At 40.1% G+C, this 18,089-nt stretch carries 16 protein-coding genes; 9 read left to right on the top strand and 7 right to left on the bottom strand.

The annotated features are described in order from the left end of the window. Positions 1 to 118: 118 nt before the first annotated feature. The gene (locus tag R3E32_16680) at positions 119 to 421 is read right to left on the bottom strand and encodes a hypothetical protein (protein ID MEZ4886373.1); all 303 of its coding nucleotides are present in this window, start codon (positions 419 to 421) and stop codon (positions 119 to 121) included. Between the two features lie 170 nt (positions 422 to 591). Between R3E32_16680 and R3E32_16685 the strand changes: the two genes are divergently transcribed. The 3 genes from R3E32_16685 (at position 592) to R3E32_16695 (ending at position 2,101) form a co-directional block, all read left to right on the top strand. Next, on the top strand, positions 592 to 969 hold the full coding sequence (locus tag R3E32_16685; GenBank protein MEZ4886374.1) for a nuclear transport factor 2 family protein: 378 nt from the start codon (positions 592 to 594) through the stop codon (positions 967 to 969). 146 nt (positions 970 to 1,115) lie between these two features. Further along, on the top strand, positions 1,116 to 1,484 hold the full coding sequence (locus R3E32_16690) for a VOC family protein (GenBank protein ID MEZ4886375.1): 369 nt from the start codon (positions 1,116 to 1,118) through the stop codon (positions 1,482 to 1,484). Positions 1,485 to 1,780: 296 nt separating this feature from the next. Beyond that, on the top strand, positions 1,781 to 2,101 hold the full coding sequence (locus R3E32_16695) for a hypothetical protein (protein MEZ4886376.1): 321 nt from the start codon (positions 1,781 to 1,783) through the stop codon (positions 2,099 to 2,101). Positions 2,102 to 2,244: 143 nt separating this feature from the next. Here the strand turns inward: R3E32_16695 and rpsU are convergent, their stop codons facing one another. Next, positions 2,245 to 2,433 carry a 30S ribosomal protein S21 gene (gene rpsU, locus R3E32_16700; GenBank protein ID MEZ4886377.1) on the bottom strand — a complete coding sequence of 63 codons (189 nt, stop codon included), beginning with the start codon at positions 2,431 to 2,433 and terminating at the stop codon, positions 2,245 to 2,247. 178 nt (positions 2,434 to 2,611) lie between these two features. Continuing rightward, entirely contained in the window at positions 2,612 to 3,745 is a 1,134-nt protein-coding gene (locus R3E32_16705; GenBank protein ID MEZ4886378.1) for a DUF547 domain-containing protein, read from the bottom strand. A 215-nt stretch (positions 3,746 to 3,960) separates the two neighbouring features. On the opposite strand from R3E32_16705, the gene R3E32_16710 reads away from it, so the two are divergent. From R3E32_16710 to R3E32_16725, 4 genes are all read left to right on the top strand, one after another. Continuing rightward, positions 3,961 to 4,320 carry a hypothetical protein gene (locus tag R3E32_16710; protein MEZ4886379.1) on the top strand — a complete coding sequence of 120 codons (360 nt, stop codon included), beginning with the start codon at positions 3,961 to 3,963 and terminating at the stop codon, positions 4,318 to 4,320. 64 nt (positions 4,321 to 4,384) lie between these two features. Then, positions 4,385 to 4,930: an inorganic diphosphatase gene (locus R3E32_16715; GenBank protein ID MEZ4886380.1), complete on the top strand. Its 546-nt coding sequence runs from the start codon at positions 4,385 to 4,387 to the stop codon at positions 4,928 to 4,930. Between the two features lie 104 nt (positions 4,931 to 5,034). After that, positions 5,035 to 5,649 carry a hypothetical protein gene (locus tag R3E32_16720; GenBank protein MEZ4886381.1) on the top strand — a complete coding sequence of 205 codons (615 nt, stop codon included), beginning with the start codon at positions 5,035 to 5,037 and terminating at the stop codon, positions 5,647 to 5,649. Positions 5,650 to 5,659: 10 nt separating this feature from the next. After that, positions 5,660 to 6,379, top strand: coding sequence for a class I SAM-dependent methyltransferase (locus R3E32_16725; GenBank protein MEZ4886382.1), 720 nt, complete (start codon positions 5,660 to 5,662; stop codon positions 6,377 to 6,379). 147 nt (positions 6,380 to 6,526) lie between these two features. On the opposite strand, the gene R3E32_16730 is transcribed toward R3E32_16725, so the two are convergent. The 3 genes from R3E32_16730 to R3E32_16740 form a co-directional block, all read right to left on the bottom strand. After that, positions 6,527 to 9,349, bottom strand: a complete 2,823-nt coding sequence (locus R3E32_16730; protein ID MEZ4886383.1) for a ScyD/ScyE family protein — start codon at positions 9,347 to 9,349, stop codon at positions 6,527 to 6,529. Between the two features lie 98 nt (positions 9,350 to 9,447). After that, a complete protein-coding gene (locus R3E32_16735; protein MEZ4886384.1) occupies positions 9,448 to 10,446 on the bottom strand; it encodes a cytochrome c in 999 nt (332 codons plus the stop codon). A 236-nt stretch (positions 10,447 to 10,682) separates the two neighbouring features. Then, entirely contained in the window at positions 10,683 to 11,789 is a 1,107-nt protein-coding gene (locus tag R3E32_16740) for an anhydro-N-acetylmuramic acid kinase (protein ID MEZ4886385.1), read from the bottom strand. A 167-nt stretch (positions 11,790 to 11,956) separates the two neighbouring features. Between R3E32_16740 and R3E32_16745 the strand changes: the two genes are divergently transcribed. Then, entirely contained in the window at positions 11,957 to 14,731 is a 2,775-nt protein-coding gene (locus tag R3E32_16745; GenBank protein ID MEZ4886386.1) for a phosphoenolpyruvate carboxylase, read from the top strand. Positions 14,732 to 14,734: 3 nt separating this feature from the next. After that, a complete protein-coding gene (locus R3E32_16750) occupies positions 14,735 to 15,895 on the top strand; it encodes a GAF domain-containing sensor histidine kinase (GenBank protein MEZ4886387.1) in 1,161 nt (386 codons plus the stop codon). Here R3E32_16750 and R3E32_16755 read toward each other — a convergent pair. Next, positions 15,889 to 18,024 (bottom strand): 3-hydroxyacyl-CoA dehydrogenase NAD-binding domain-containing protein, encoded by a 2,136-nt coding sequence (locus tag R3E32_16755; GenBank protein MEZ4886388.1) that lies wholly within the window; start codon positions 18,022 to 18,024, stop codon positions 15,889 to 15,891. The two genes, R3E32_16750 and R3E32_16755, sit on opposite strands and share 7 nt — an antisense overlap. Positions 18,025 to 18,089: the final 65 nt, after the last annotated feature.

Raw genomic sequence — 18,089 nt, forward strand, 5'->3', positions numbered from 1 at the left:
AAGTTTTTGAAACTTTGAAGCTCTATTTTAAGGGGTAAAGTTAAGAAAAAACGCTTGCTTTGGTTTAGGTAATGGGTTTGGAGTAATAAATGATGGGGTTAATTTGTGTTAAAACGTATTAGCGTATCCATTTTTTGACCTTTCCAAACCAACTACCTGAGGGTTTTCGCTTCAATGGGGTGAAGGATTGCACATATTGACTTTGGATGTAAATGCGTCCATATTCTACATCGTCCTCATCGTCCCATTCTTCAAAGTCTCCATCTTGGGTGACGTATTGCAGGTTTTCGAGGAGGATGGGGCGTTGTTGCATCAAAAGTTCACAGATTTCCTGCTCGCTGTAAGTAGATGACCCGTAGTAAATTATGGGAGTTTGTTGGTTCTGACTGGCGATGGTGATTTTGTACCAATTTTGTTTCATGTTGTTGATGTTTTGTGTTTGATACAAAAGTAGTAATTTTAAACCATTGTCTTGTTTGGTAATTACCTTTGATTGTAGAATTGCTAAACCAACAATCAAAAACCTGCAATGTGAACGACTCTAAAAAGAACCGTGTTTTGTTTTTACATTTATTTTAATTCCTCAGCCTTATGACCATCAGCGAAACCATACAAAGTTATTTGCACGCCTTAGAAAGAGGCGATGAATATGGAGTACTTCAATTGTTTGCAGATAATGCCATTGTAATATCTCCACTTTATGGCCGAATGAAGGCCAATGATTTTTACGAGCAACTTTTTGAAGATACAGCTCAATCTCTGATTACCCTACTCCAAATCTTCAAAGGCGCACAGCCTGGTTCAGCATCAGCTCATTTTCGTTACCGTTGGACTTTGGAAGATGAGCAACCTGTCACCTTTGAAGCAGTGGATATTTTTGAATTTGACAACCAAAAAAAAATCTCTAAGCTCACCATAATTTATGATACGGTTTATGTGAGAGAGGCTTTTGAGCGGCTGAGGGGTTGAGAGATGGTGTGACGGAAAGGGTGTGAAGATTATTGTCGTTCTGGCACAGCTAAATATTTTATCGTTTTTTACAATAATTTTGGCAAATAACTAAAAATATTGTAAATTTGCCAGCAGAAACAATAATCACTCAAAACCTTCAATCTATGGAATACATCATTAGTTGGTTTGAAATTCCTACTACCAACATTCAAAGAGCTGCAAAATTTTATAGCGAGGTTTTGGCTTGCGAAATAGGTATTAACGAAATGAATGGCTCACAGATGGGTTTTTTCCCTTCAAAACAAGGTGTGGTATCAGGTGCTTTGGTACAAGTTGCAGACCAACTACCGAGCGAAAGTGGTACAACAGTTTATTTTTACATTGAAGGGGATTTGACAACTTCTCTCAATCGAGTAGAAGCGGCTGGCGGTCAGATTTTACAACCCAAAAAGCACATAGGAGAAGGTATTGGTTTTTGTGCTTTCGTCAAAGATACAGAAGGAAATAAAGTGGCACTTCATTCGATGGGTTAGTTTTGGTTGACTTACAGTTGTCTTATTGAAGGGAAATCGAATCAAGGCATTTTTAAAAAATAATTAAATTCATAGATTTGGCTGGGAGGCTGGCATCTTATTTTTCTCGTAATGGAGGAACAAACGGCACAACAACACAACTTTAGGTGTCAGCCTATTTTTTTGTAAACTAAAATAGCCGAACATTGTGTTCGGCTATTCTTATAAAGATTTCTTTTATTTCTTTTTCTTTCCTATATTTAGCTTGTTCTAAACAAACATTCACCATTTTTTACTCACTAAAAATTGTATTTATTATGGACAAGCGAATTATTATCGGAATTGTTGCAGGTATTTTGTTTGGCTTACTCGGCACTTTTGTGCTGGAATCCGGTGGGTTCAATGCTACCTACTTGATTATTGTTGCCGTTTTAGGTGGCTTGATTGGATTTGCAGGTACTCAAACCTTGCCGCTCAATTATTATTTAGCAAGTGCTATTATTGGAGCAATTTTTTATGCGGTAATTGCTGCTGTTCTTCAAGGCAGTTATGTAGATCAACTCATAACTGGTGCGGTTGCAGGAGCTTTGATTGCACTCATCACTACTTTTCTACACAAACAACTCAACAAAGGATAGTAAAAGTTGGGTAAGCAACTGATTATCCTACTCTTTTACATCTTAAAAACATTATTAAATTTGGCATATTCCGATATTCGTTTTTGGATAAAAGCGAATATCGGTTTTTTATTTTACCAAGTTTGATTTCTACCAACCAGAAACTAGTTATTTCCGTATTTTTTCTGAATATATGCGGCTTTCATGATTTCCTTACGTCTTTCAACTGAAGGCTTTGTGTAATCTTTTCTTCTTCGCAATTCGCTCAAAATACCTGTTTTCTGTCCTTTCTTTTTGTAACGACGCAATGCTTTGTCAATCGTTTCGCTATCTTTCACTTCAATGATAATCATATCAAAATTTGTTTAATAATTGAGTAATAAGAAATACTACAAAATGGCTGCAAAGATACACCAACTTCTTGTTTTTACCTAATGCCTGATGCAATGAAAATAAAAATGAGTGAAATTCGGTCGTTCTTTTATATACATAATTGATAATCAAAGTATCCTCACAGTGTTTTTGGTCATTTTACCGTTTATTCACTTTCCAATCGTAGGGATAATAATCTACGGCATAGTCGGTTGGAATCGCTTGGTTTCGGTATTCGTTGATGAATTCTATCACCGATTTACCGTCTTGTGTAAAATCTGATCCATACCATTTGAATATTTCTGACAATTCGACCTTGTTCTCCGCATCGTTTACCCTCGTAAAATTGGGGTCATTGAGGGCTTTTTGGGTTTGGCGATTGAGTTGTGCATTAAGTTTTGAAGGTGTGTAGGCAAAAGGTTCTATTTGCGGACAACCTTTTGCGCCACATACAGCTACAAAATGAAAACGTGGATCTTTCTTCAAACCAAATAGTCTCCCTTTTTCCAATTCGTCTAAGGTCATCGTTTGACCAGCTACTTTATGTTTTTTTGCATCAAAAAATCCCAATACATCCAATGGTGATGAAGGAATATTGTTTTCTAAAATGGATTTTATCACCAAGATATTGTAGGCATTGATGTAAAAAGCTTGTTTTTCGGCACTACCTACATCATTTAGGTCTGCACTTGCAATTTGTTCAACCAATTCATTTAGAATGGTAGATTTTTTAAGACTTGAATAGCCAACCAAGCCATTGGATACAGATTGATTTAAGAACTGATTGGCGGTTTCAAAGAATTGGTTCAAGGCATTGGTTGGGATATCTTCTTCTTTTTCAGGTTTTTCGCTCTGATTTTTGGTTTCTACAACACTGGGTTTTGAAACATTCGCTTGTTCACTTGATTTTGATGATGTTGTGTTTTCAGCAAGTACATTAGCATCAGTTGGCTTTTTGGTTTCTTCTTTGGGTTTTATCGGTTGGTTTTCCTCGACTTTACTTATTGGAGTATTGAAGTTGTTTTGTTCAGATTCATAAGTAGTTTTCACATTCTCTAGTTCGATTATCTGTCCATCTTCTTGTGTTTGTTTTCTTTCTGTTTCTTCCTCCAGATCACTTGCAGTTTCATTTGCAGCCATTGTTGTCTTGGGTTCTGCTTGTGGAGCATCTTTTAGAGATTCGACCACTTTCATTGCATCCGCTTTTGCATCCGATGCATCAATGGACTTATTGCAGGAAAATAAGAATAGGCTCAATATTAGGATGCTTGAAAAGAGCATTGTTTTTTTCATGGGTTTGTTATTGAAATTCAAAAATAATTCTTTTTGTTTACGTGAAATTGGGCTTTCTTTGTAATTAAATGCTTGATAGAGTGGATTGGTTTAGACGAACAAAGCATAAAAATGTAAAAAGACGACAGTTTATCAAGTGTATGTACTCATAGTTATGGGGAACTTTATAGGTTTGTTATTGCTTTATTAGGTTATCACAAAACAATTGATATATTATGGATGCTATTCTTATCAATGCACTTATTGGGGGTATTTTTTCCATACTCGGAATTTTTATCAAGCACCGTTTGGACAAAAAAAACGAAATAACTCCTACTTCAAATGTCGAAGATAGAGATGCAGCTCAGTTCGATTCAAAAAAACTCAGCGATAAATTCTTCAATAAAGACCTGAATAGAGGTTTGTCTGTGTTGTTTTTGGATTTGATAGCAATCATTATGGTCGTCGCTATTTTTGACCTCAATAATACCGAACCATTTTGGGAAGATTTCTTTGCCATGGTTGTTTTGGGGGCGATTCCCGTATATGCGGTTTACTACCTATTGAAAGGTTTTTTCCGATATTTCGTTCACTAGCATTTTTTGCGACCAAAGGAAAAATCATTTTTTCTTTATTCATTTTAATCAGTAAATCAAATATATGAAAGCAGATTTAAACAACCCATGGCATAAAGTAAAGATTGGCAACCATGCACCAGATGTAGTAAATGGCATCATCGAAATCCCGCAAAATACAAGAGCTAAATACGAACTCGATAAAGAGAGTGGCTTATTGAAACTCGACAGAGTATTGTATTCATCTATGTATTACCCAGCCAATTATGGTTTTATACCCCAAACCTACTGCGATGACAAAGACCCTCTCGACATTGTGATTTTGTCGCAAATAACTATTGTCCCGCTTTGCATTGTTTCGGCAAAGGTGATTGGCGTAATGCGGATGTTGGATGGTGGTGAATTGGACGACAAAATCATTGCTGTTGCAGAAAACGACATGAGTGTGAGTCACATCAACGATATTTCGGAACTGCCCACGCATTTCTTCAAGGAACTCCGCAATTTCTTTGAAGATTATAAAAAGCTGGAAAACAAAACGGTAGAAGTGGAAGATTTTCAGGATGCAGTCGTGGCAAAGGAAATAGTGAGGAGAAGTATTGAGGATTATAAATTACTGCTGGAGAAGTAATCTATAATTTTATTTTTTAACTGAATAGAAAGCAATTGTGGGGAACTAATTAATGCTATTGATAGGTTTTTCTATTTATAGAAAACTAAAGTACCTATCAAAATATGACTACTCAAAAAAAACTCATAAGATTCCTGCCCCAAAAAACCATCAACCATTTATGGGAAACCGAAAAGATGGAATGGAGGAGCAGTCCTATCTTCAAATTTGGATTTACAATTTTTGCTGACGATGGAAAAACGCACTATGAGCCAGGACTTCAAAGTTTCTTGGGTCTTATTTCTGCCATTGCAGTAGTATTGATTTATATGTTTTATATGACTGCCAATTGGTTAGGTTTCGGTTTAGCTATTTTCATTACAACAATTGCGACAACTCTTCCTGATATTTTTAAATATATTCGAAAGAAGAATACAGAATATGCTTTTAATAAGAATGGTGTATTCTTCAAATTGTGGGGATTGGGCGGAACAAATATTCATTTTATTGATTTTGCAGATATTGACCAAATAACTTACGTCGAATACAAAGAGAAAAGAGGTGTAATTTATTTTATGTCGAACAAAGATTTTTATTTTCGTACCTATGATTTTGCCACAGGCAAAGAAAGGTTTCACCCAACTTTTGAGATGATTGAAGATGTCATTGAAATGAGGAATAGATTGGAAGTGTATAGAAGGGAAAAAATTGCAGCAAAACCAACCATTTATCAAAATTAAAAGCCAAATAATGAACCTATACCAAGAATTATCGCAGGTTTACCACGAAATGTACCAAAACCTCTTTGATTACGACGAAGAATTTGGTTTTTACCATTCTGTATTAGAACGATTTGAAGCGAAAAAAGTCGTAGAATTTGGATGTGGAACAGGCAATTTGGCAAAGCGTTTTTTGGCTGCAAATTTTGACTATTTGGGTGTTGATTTGAATCAAGAAATGTTGGACATTGCAGCAATATCATTACCCAGACATCATTTTCTGCAAAGTGACATGTGCACTTTCTCCTCTCCTTCCTTATTTGAAGCAGCCTTGATAACTGGGCGCACCATCAGCTATTTATCCACCAACAAAGACATCCTTCAGGCTTTTGAAGCAATACGCAATTGCTTGGCAGAAAACGGTTTATTAGTTTTTGATGCTATTGATGCAACTTTACTATTTGAAGATTTTGACGAAAGCGAAAAGGAATTGAAGGTAGGCAAATACAAACGTATCAGCTACTCAACTCCCAATTTGCAAACAGGCTGGACTTGGGATTGGCATTCGACTTATTTTGCAGAAAACGAAGGACAATTTGAAGCAATCGGGAATGACTTTGCTACGGTTAGGGCTTTCACTCAAGACGAACTCAAATTGCTGCTCACCATAGCAGGTTTTGAAGTATTGGAGGTAATCGAAAAAAACACCTACACTTGGGCAGACCATTATTTTGTGGCAAGGAAGAAATGAAAGTAACTTCAACTTCAGAATCCAATTAACTTGTTGTTAGTGAGTAATTTGTTTTATAGAAAAATAAAAACCTTTCCTTCAAATGAAAAAAGATTACAGCCACCAACAGTCCACCCAAAGGCAAACTGTTGGCACTGTAACCGTATCCTACAGCTTAATAAATTTTGCTGTTAAAACCTCAAAACTATTGTTCATTTTTAGGATATAAGTGCCTGATAGTAAGTTGCTCACATCCAATTGGAGTTGTGTGACACCCTTATCCAAAGTCTGACTTTTCACCACCCGTCCCGATACATCGTACATACTTACAATGATTTCGGTTGAAGCATTCGCAAAGCCGAAAGAAACATTCAAATAAGCGTTGGTGGCTGTTGGATAAACTTCAATGGCTGCAATACTTGATTCACCCCTTTGCAGACTCACTACTCCCAATATTTTGGTAGTACCATCCAAATCAGTTTGGCTCAATTGGTAGTAAACCGTACCTTTTGGAGCATTGCGGTGTAAAAATTCATAGCGATGAACATCGAAGGTCGAACCATTGCCTGCTATTTGTTGAAGCGGAACAAAGTTTTGACCATCAGCAGAATAACTGAGCGTGAAAAAATCATTGTTTGTCTCCGAAGCAGTCGCCCATTGCAGTAAGTTTCCTTCCATTTTTACCTCCCCTTCAAAAGACAAAAACTCAATAGGAAGTTTGGTACAAGGAATCAAGCCTGTCACAATCACCTCATTTTCATTGCCCAAGGCATCAACTACTGTAATTTGATAGCTGTTATCATTGTCGTCCAAAATAAATATAAAAGGTGCATTTTCTCCTACTTCGCCATTGAAGTTGCCACTTACTTGATAAGGTGCAACACCGCCTGTCACAATACCCGTTACTTGTGATTGTCCTTGAGAGGGAACATCGCAAATTCTTTGGTGAGCAATTACAATTTCAACGGCTTGTGCAGCAGGGACTTTGTAAATTACGCCCGTAAAAATAGAGGTAATATATAGGTCGCCATTGGGAGCATAGCCCATTCCTGCGGTGAAATTCATGCCTTCTGCAATGATTTCTCTCGAACCATCTGCATGAATCTTAATCGCTCGACCAGTTTCAGGTGTAAAGTTTGGAGGTGTGGTTTCCAAAGAAAATGCACTGAACTCCAATACCACTAAATTGCCATCTGTGGGGTCAAAAGCCATGTCAGTCAGTGAAGTAAAGCCGCTTTGGAATACACTCACATTGCCCGACATGTCCACTTCATAGACATTGGCAGTGCCTGGCAAGAAAGGGAAGCCCCGCAAATGACAAACATAAAAACCACTTCCATCAGGTTTTGCCAAAATTTTGGTGGGAACAGCATCGGAAACAGGAGGGCCGAAAGGCAGAGGATTTGGGATGGGCGCAAAAGTCGCAAATATGCTCAATTGACCTGTGGCTGCATCACGCCGAACAATCGTATTGCCACCTGCATCTACCACAAACATATTGCCCACCGCATCCATTGCCATGCTGTAAGGATTGCTATTGATTGCTCCTTGTGCAATAGAATAATCGCCAATATTGTAGGTTGCCTCCAAGTCGGCAGTCGTCATCGCCATATCTCCAATCGTATAACCGCTAATATCAAAAGTCAGCAAAGACTCAGATAAATTGCTGCTGCCTAAGCCTTCGCCTTGTACTACAATCACTTTTCCATCATTGGTGAAAACCGTTCGCCAAGCACCAACTGTTTCTCCATTTTCTGCATTAAACTCACTGGGCAAACCTGAGATGACATCGTGTTTTTGAAAATTTGGAGTCAATGCCACCAACTTTCCGTCGTTGCTGCCCGTACCCACTTCGTTTACCCACAAATTGCCACTGCCATCGGCTACAATTCCAACAGGACCATTGAAGCCAACCGCATACACATCAGGGATTTTTGGGGCGGGTGCTGCAACTTTGTAAATTACGCCTGTAAAAATGGAAGAAATATACAAATTTCCATCAGCATCAAAAGCCATTCCTGCCGTAAAATTCAAGCCTTCAGCCATGATTTCACGGCTTCCATCTGTGTGTAATTTGATTGCTCGACCCGTAGCGGGCAAAAAGTTTGGAGGCGTTGTATCTAAAGAAAATTCGCTGAACTCCAAGACAACCAAATTTCCATCTCTTGGGTCTATTGCCATGTCGACCAATGAAGTAAACCCTGATTGCCAAATACTTAGATCACCCGCCATGTCCACTTCATAGACGTTGGCAGTGCCTGGTAAGAAAGGGAAGCCTCGCAAATGACATACATAGAAGCCGCTGCCATCAGGTTTTGGCAAAATTTTGGTGGGAACAGCATCCGAAACAGGAGGGCCGAAGGGAAGCGGGTTGGGTATTGGGTCGAATGTCGCAAATACGCTTAGTTCATCGGTCATTGCATTTCGGTGGAGAACTGAATTGCCTCCTGCATCTACAATGAACATATCTCCGTTTGGAGCAATGACAAAGCTGTAAGGATTGCTGTTTGTTGCACCTTGAGCAATGGTGAAATCACCAATATTAAAGACTGATTCTACGTCTGCAATGCCAAGCGGTGTGCCACCAGCTACATATCCTGTGATGTCGAAAGTGAGAATGGATTCGGCCAACTCATTGTTGCCCAGTCCTTCTCCTTGCAATACAAATGCTTTTCCATCGGGGGTGAGAATGCTTCTCCAAGCCCCCAATGTTTCGCCAGATTCTTCGCTAAATTCGCTGGGCAATCCACCAATCATGGTGTGTCTTTCGCCAGTAGGTGTCAACAAAGTGATTTTTCCATCATTGTTGCCTGTACCCACTTCATTGACATAGAGGTTGCCACTGCCATCGACAGATAAGCCGACAGGGCCAATAAAGTCGGTAGCATAAATACTCACATTGTCTTGAGCGAGTGTGATTTGAAAAGCTGCTAAACTGATGATGGTAGTGAGCAGCATGTTAAAAATCGGCTGTAAGATTTTTGTTTTCATCTGTAAAATATTTTAAAATAAAAAAGATAAAAATAATTGATATTTATATATTAAAATGGTAAAATATATTTTAATGTTAAAAATTTATTGCCCTACTTCTATTCGCCAATATCTGCAATAGGTTGTTTGTCAAAACGAGAGACGGTGTGTTCGACAGGCTTGAGACTCTGCAAATATGTGTAAATTGCTTCCAAATCTTCTATTTCCATCCCTGCATATTCAGTCCATGGCATCACCGTATTGAAGTCACCCGCTGCAATGGGTGTTGGAGTAAAGGAAGAATCTGCAAAAGATTTGAAGCGTTGGACAAAAACATCTTTTGACCAAGTACCAATACCTGTTTTTTTATCGGGAGTAATATTGGAAGAACGCACAACTCCACCTGTTTCAATGGGAAACTCCATTCCTCCTGCAAACTCTAATTCTTCAATAAATTCACCTTTTTCATCTTGCGGTGTATGGCAGTGAGCACAACTTGCCATTGTGGTCAAGTACTTACCATAATCAACTTCATTCGTTTTGTCAGGAATTGATTGAAAATCGGATTTTTGAGGTATGGTGTTGATGATAAAATTCATGGGAAAGTTGGAAGTTGAAGGAGTAGTGATTCCTTCATTAATAGCAGGCAGCGACTTAATGTAAGCAATGATAGCATAAATATCCTCTTTGTCCATTTTACCATAATTATCGTAGGGCATTAATGGAAACAAGGCATTGCCGTCTTTGGTAACACCACAAGTAATGGCTCTAAAAATTTCACCATCCGTCCAATTTCCCAAGTGTTTCGGAGTAATGTTGCGGGCAGTGTATTGACCAATACCAATGTCAAATAATTCACCGCCACCTCCATAAGTGCCTGCAACAGTAGGTCCTGCAAATTTACTCCAATCACGCTCCGAGTGACAACTCATACAGACTGCAACGTGATGGGCTAAATACTTGCCTCGTTCAATTTTTGTGGGATTGGCTTCAATGCTCAATTCGGGAGGAGGACCAACATTGGGGAGGACGAATTTGACATAACTCAATAGAGCAATTACAATGGTTGCAAACAAGACAAGGGCAACCAATAACCCTTTAAAGATTTTTTGTTTCATAACTGTAGGAATTTTATTAGTATATCAAAACTTTGAGCTGTGTTGTTTCAAATATACTATGAGTAAGTAGTGATAAACGAACCTTAATTAAGATACTTTTTAACTTTCAAAAAAGGTATTCCTTGTAGTAAATTGTTAAATAGCAAAAGTTTATAATAGAACAATGTTGAAGTTCAAACCTAAAAATACAGTGAAGCAATTGAATGCAAAAATTAAAAAAATGGTTTCAACAACCATCAAAAAGCCTCGTAGATGCACCCTCCAATGGTATCTGCTTTTGCTCCTGTTACCGAACTCAGGCAATTCACCTCCTTCCTCATTCGCAAAACCCCAATAAAACCCATAATCAAAGCCTCCTTAAATTCCACCACTTTTCTGTTAGGAATCACTACTTCAACAGGAGCATGGTCAGCAATTCGTTGCATCAAAAAAACATTCAATGCTCCGCCACCTGTTACCAACATACTGTCCTGCAAATCTTTATCGTGTGTGATGCCTTCCCGCTTATAAATGTGTTTGATGTCCTTGGCGATTTGGATGGCAATATGCTCAACCGCTGTTCTCAAAAAATCTTCAACAGGCGCATCACTTCGATGGAAAAGAGGTAGAAAAACATCACGAACCCAATCGTTGCCGAGTGATTTTGGGTAAGACTTTCGGTAATACAAAGACCGATTGAGGTCTTCGAGTAAATAAGGATCAATTTCTCCGCTTGCTGCAATATGACCATCCTTGTCATAGTCCACATTTAACTCATTTGCCCACTGATTCAACACCATATTCGCTCCACATATATCATATGCAACAATTTTTTCAGGGTTCACCTTACAAGAAATGTTGGCAATGCCTCCCAAATTGAGGCAAAAACGATGTCCTCCAAAAAGATGAATATCGCCAATCGGCACAATCGGCGCACCTTCTCCCTCCAATGCCACATCACAAGTTCTAAAATCACAGACAACAGGCAATCTCGTTTTGGCAGATATTGCAGCCCCATCACCAATCTGACTTGTGAAAAGATTTTTGGGGTCGTGAAAAACCGTATGTCCATGAGAAGCAATGAAGTCCACTTCACTCTGTAAATGGTGGCGATTGATAAAATCGTTGATCATATCTCCCAAATAATGCCCGAGGAAAGTATGGGTTTTGATAAAAGTTACCGCATTTTGCATCACCAATTTGCTCAGTCTGAGTTCCCATTTTGGAGGAAAAGGAATGGTTTCTGCTTGCAATATGTCAAATTTCCATTGACCATTTTCTTCTTCAAAATGACAGTATGCCAAATCCACGCCATCCAATGAACTTCCTGACATCACACCAATTGTTTTGTATGTAGTTGTCATTTATCCGTTTTTAGTTAGTAAACGAAAATAATAAAATTCTCGTTCATCTCATAATTATTTTCCAACCTCCCTTTCAACTAATCTAAAATTTGTATTCTCGGAATTAAACAGTATTTTGGCTATTCCAAATTTGCAAAAAGATATTAATTGAATTTTAAAAAATAAATATGAGCCTACTCAAAGAAACTCAAGCGATACTGGGTGAAGCATATACCGATTTAGAAGTTTTACTAAACTGTTTCAAAGAAGTCTTGCAGGAGAATGGTCGAACAGATTTAGCCAAGGCTGTTCCATGGATCAATAAAGTAGAAGACAAACCAGTTCGGAAAATAGACGAAGAATTACTTCAAATTTATTCGATTGCATTTCAGCTATTGAATATGTCTGAAGAAAATTGGGCTGTTCAGGGAAGACGGAATCTAGAGAATCAAGCTTTAGACGAAGGTAAAGCACGCATCAATGGCTTGTGGGCTAAGTGCTTGGAAACGCTTTTGGAAAAAGGAGTCAGTGGTGAACAAATTGCAGCGCATTTACACAAAGTAAGGGCGGAACCCGTTTTCACCGCACACCCTACCGAAGCAAAGCGAGCTACGGTTCTAGAACACCATCGAGAGCTTTACAAACTGATTGTGAAGCGAGAAAATACCATGTACTCTAAGATAGAACAGGAAGACATCAAGCGAGAAATAAAATTGGTGATTGACCGACTTTGGCGAACAGGAGAAATTTTTGTGGAGAAGCCTGACATTGATTCTGAACTCCGCAGTATTTTGCATTATGTGATGAATGTTTTGCCAACGGTGATTCCAATATTGGACCAACGCTTGGTGCAAGCATGGAGACGAGTAGGTTTAGATCCAAAATTGATTCAAGAAGCCATCAAAATGCCACGGGTTTCTTTCGGAAATTGGGTAGGAGGAGACAGAGATGGACATCCTTTTGTAACCGATGAAACGACTCGCAAAACTCTGAAAACATTGCGTTTAAATTCAGTGGTCATCATTCGCCGAGAACTCATGAAACTTATCAAGCGACTCAGTTTTGCTTGTTTATTGGAAGATACTATCCCTGCAATGCAAAGCCGAATTGAAGAAATAATTAACGAATTAGGGGAGGACGGACAATTAGCTTTTGATCGAAACAAAGGGGAAGCGTTTAGACAATTTGCAAATCTCATCACCTACAAACTACCTGTGGATGTCCAACGAGAACACATCACAGAATTGAAGGAAACGAAAACGAGCTACAAAACAGCTGCCGAATTGCTGACTGATTTGTATCTCCTTCAAGAGGCATTGGTAGCTTACAAAGCAAAAAACATTGCTTATACGGATGTGAATGAGGCTATTAGAATTGTACAGACTTTTGGTTTCCATTTAATTCGTTTGGATATTCGTCAAAACAGTGCTTTTCACGACAAAGCCATTACTCAGCTATTGCAGGCAGCTAATACAAAAGGTGATATTGACTTTGCGAATTGGAGCGAAGAAAAGCGACTCGCATTTATTGAAGGCGAACTCAACTCTGCACGTCCATTTACCCACCCCAATACCAAACTTCAAGACGAGGCTCATGCAGTGAGAAGTTGCTACAAAGTATTGGCAGAGCATATTGGTAACTATGGTACTCAAGCATTGGGCGCATTAATCATAAGTATGACCCGTTCTTTGTCCGACTTACTCACGGTTTATTTGTTGGCACGAGAAGCGGGTTTAATCAAACAAACTGAGGTGGGTTTGGTGTGTATTTTGCCTGTTGTACCCTTGTTTGAAACCATTGAAGATCTGAGAGTAAGCCATAAGGTTTTGGATGCTTTTTTGAACCACCCTTTCACAAAGCGAAGTTTGGCGTATCAACAACAATTGAGCGGAGAATCGGAAATGATTCAGCAAGTAATGATTGGATACAGCGACAGCAACAAAGACGGAGGAATTTTAGCGAGTCAGTGGAATTTGTTTGATGGCGAAAGACGCTTGGCAGAAACAGGCAGAAAACATGGGGTAAAAGTGCGGTTTTTTCACGGCAAAGGTGGAACAATTAGCCGAGGAGCAGGCCCGACGCAGTGGTTCATCAAAACACTGCCATGGGGATCAGTGCAATACGATATGCGCTTGACCGAACAAGGAGAAACCATTTCGCAAAAATATGCGAACAAAATCAACGCTACCTACAATTTAGAATTGCTCTTGGCAAATACTGCAAGACAGTCTATTCTACATGAATTTACCGTAAAGAAATTTGAGGATTTAGACGAAATATGGCAGTTTTTGGCAGACGAAAGCTTCAAAAAATACCGTGCATTGATGGAGCATCCCGATTTTATCCCATTTTACAGTCAAGTCACACCTATAGATGTGATTGAGTCGAGCAAAATCGGTTCTCGTCCTGCTCGCCGAAAAGGGCAGCGCAGCTTGGACGCTTTGCGGGCGATTCCTTGGGTATTTAGTTGGGCGCAAGCTCGATTCAATCTAACAAGTTGGTATGGAGTAGGTTCTACGCTACATAAATTGAAGGAAGTGCATCCCAACCAGTTTGCAAAACTCAAAGCGGCAGCACAAGAAGATACGCTGATGAAGTATGTGCTACTCAATATTGATACAAGTTTGGCAGCAACAGATGAGCGCATCATGCGGTTGTATGCAGAGTTGGTTCATGATACAGATATTCGAGAAAACCTAATGGCTATCATCATGACGGAATTGGAGCAAACTCGAAGCATCCTGAAAGAAATTTTTGAAAAACCACTTGCTAAAAGGCGAGAGGCGCATCATTATTCCAATATCTTGCGGGCAGAGGCTTTGAATGATTTGCATTATACACAGATAGATTTATTGAGAGAATGGCGTTTGATGGAGAAAGAATCTGAGCAGTCGAATCAAAAATTGCAAGAATTGTTGTTGACCGTCAATGCCATTGCAGGAGCATTGAGAAGTACAGGGTGAGAAATGATGGCAAATCTCGAAAAACTTCAACAACAAAATCAAGCCCTTACCATCCTCAACACGATTGCACAAGGTCTGAATAAAGAGGTGCATCTCGAAAAAGCTCTCAATGCCGCATTACAGCAGATAACCAAGCTATTGCAACTAAAAACGGCGTGGATTTGGCTCTTCAATTCCGACACACAAATGGCATATATGGCGGCGGCGATTCACCTGCCGCCTATTTTTGAGCAACAGCCCGAACTGTTGACAGGTTGGTGTTGGTGTATCGAAAAATACTTGACAGGTACAGGTAAGGAGTTGAAAACTGCCTACAACATCAGCGAAATCACCTGCTCTCGGCTACAAAACCTTCAAAAAGGTACAGACGGTTTACGCTATCATGCGAGTGTGCCTTTGCAATCACATGAACAGCAAAAGATTGGGATTTTGAATGTAGTCAGTGAAAACTCCCAAGAATTAGCCCCTCAAACATTGGAGCTTTTGCATACGATTGGTGATATGTTGAGTATTGCGATTGAAAGGGCGAGATTGTTTGAAAACAGCCGTCAGTTGGGCATCATGCAGGAGCGCAACCGCTTGGCGCGTGAAATTCACGACACGATTGCACAGGGTTTGACCGCCCTTTCTTTGAAGTTGGAAACCATTGAAGCTTTTTTGGAAGTGAATACGCAGCATCCCAAAATCCCCGAATTGGTGCGTCAAAGTTTGCAACTGACCCAATCGAATCTTGAAGAAGCCCGCCGTTCGGTTTTAGACCTTCGAGCCACGCCCCTGCAAGATTGTACGCTTTTAGAGGCATTGGAAAACTTCTGCAATGAAATCAAAACCAACCACGGTTTACAAACGCATTTTCAACCTTTAGGCACTTACCAAAAATTGCCGCTTCGCACTGAAATGACCTTGTACCGCATTGCACAAGAGGCAGTACAAAATGTGGTCAAACACGCTGCTGCCAACAACTTAACCCTGCAATTGAAGTATCAAACGGATTCTGTGGTTTTGCAGGTCGAAGACGATGGCAGAGGATTTGAAACGGCTACTGCAACGCAAGGCTTTGGTTTACTAGGCATTAGCGAGCGAGTGAAACTGCTGAAAGGGAAAATGGAATTGAAGAGTGAGTTGGGGGTTGGGACGGTTTTGTCGGTGGAAATGCCTCAATAAAACAACCTCCCTTCCTCCGCCATCTCCACCAACAAAGGCGCAGGTGTAAACCTTCCACCATGTTTCTCCGCCAGATTTTGGAGTAAACGAACAACCTCCATTGGACTCCATTCATCAATCATTCGGAAAGGACCTCCCCTAAATGGAGGAAATCCCAAGCCAAACACCGCTCCAATATCACCATCCAAAGGGCTGTCAATAATACCCTCTTGCAGGCAGTAAACCGCCTCATTGACCATCATCAAAGCAGTACGGTGTTGGAGTTCGACAGCAGGAAACGGTTTGCGTTGAGGGCCATTGAAGTAGTTGTAGCTCTCAGCATTGACCTCCCCCGTTTTTCTACCCGTTTTAGGATCGTATTGGTAAAATCCTTTACCATTTTTACGTCCTTTATAGCCCACAGCAGCCATACGTTTGAAGCCATCGCTCAATTGAATGTTGTCTTCTCCACGTTCTTTGAAAAAATCACCCAAAGCACCAGATTGTATATGTGCGCCCACATCAATACCAACTTCATCCATGAGTGTGACTGGGCCAACAGGAAAGCCAAAATCTTGCAGTTGATTATCCAAATTTTTGATTTCTGCGCCTTCTTCAATGAGCAATAAGGCCTCGTTCATCATCGGTGAAAGAATGCGGGTCGTGTAAAATCCAGGCCCATCTTTGACCACAATGCAGGTTTTTCCCTGCCTAATACCCAATTCCAAACACGTTGCGATTACCCAATCCGCCGTTTGTTCGGTTTTGATGATTTCGAGGAGGGGCATTTTCGGAACAGGTGAAAAATAGTGCATTCCAATCACCATTTCGGGGCGTTTGGCTTTGGCTGCAATTTGGTGAATTGGTAAGGCAGAAGTGTTGGAAGCAAAAATACAATCATCTTTGGTGGCTGCTTCGGTATCCGCTAAGATTTGTTGCTTCAATGTTAAATCTTCAAAAACGGCTTCAATAACCATATCTGCCGTCTCAAAGTTTTCGTAGGTCAATTGCCCTCGCACATTTGCCATGATTTCGTTTGCCTCCACTTTGGAGAGCGATTTTTGAAATACTTTTTTCTCTATGTTTTTCCAGATGGTTTGGTTGGCGGAGGTCAACGTTTCCTCTTTGATGTCTTTGAGGAGAACGTTGATGTTTTTTACTGCGCTCACTTCTGCAATACCTGCACCCATAAACCCTGCACCCAACATTCCGAGCGTTTGAATAGGGCGAACTAAGTCTTTCATGGGGTTTTTCTTTTTGGCAGTCATCGCAAAAAAGAGGTGGATGAGTTGTCGGCTTTGTGGGGTCAAAATCATTTCTTCAAATTTGACCGCTTCCGCCTCTAATCCCGCTTCAATACCTTTTTTGAAGCCCGTTTCCACACAGTCTAAAATAGCGGGAATAGCGGGGTAATTGCCTCGGCTTTGCTTCAAAGCGATTTGACGTGCTTGCTGCAATACAATGCGCCTGCCTATCGGATTTTTGTTCAAAGCCCACTCCGCCAAGCCACCTTTCAGTTTGCGTTTGATTTTTTTGCCGACCAATTTCAGCGCAAATTCACAGGCTGCCTTGTGGAGTTTGTGCGGATGTACGAGTTCGTCCACCAATCCTATTTTTTTGGCTTTGCTGGCATAAATGTTTTTGCCTGTGAGCATCATGTCTAATGCAATGCGAAGATCTATCAATCGGGGGAGTCGCTGTGTGCCACCTCCTCCTGGAAAAATGCCGAGTTGGACTTCAGGTAGTCCCAATTTGGTGCTTTTGTCGTTGGAGGCAATTCGTGCATGACAAGCTAAACAGATTTCCAATCCTGCACCCAATGCTGAACCGTGAATGGCTGCTACAACGGGTTTTGAAGAATTTTCGATTCGGTTCAATATTGCATGGCCTTTGCGGGTAATGGGCGCAAAGTCGCCTTTTTTTTCTACTGCTTGAAAAGATTCGATGTCGGCTCCTGCAATGAAATCTTTTTTGCGGCTGATCAATACAATGGCTTTCACCGCTTCATCGGCTTCTAATTCTGCAATCAAGGTGTCGAACAATCCGATGGTTTCGGGAGATACTTTGTTTACAGGGCTGTCTTTTTGGTCCAACCAAAGAGTGGCTACGCCGTTTGTGACTTCAATGCTGAGATATTCTTCACGTTTCATATTGGATTACTATTTTGATGTCTTGGTGGTTGAAGCATTTGCTTATCTTGTAAAACCAAAATTAG

It is taken from the genome of Chitinophagales bacterium, from assembly GCA_041392475.1.
GTDB lineage: Bacteria > Bacteroidota > Bacteroidia > Chitinophagales > UBA2359 > JAUHXA01.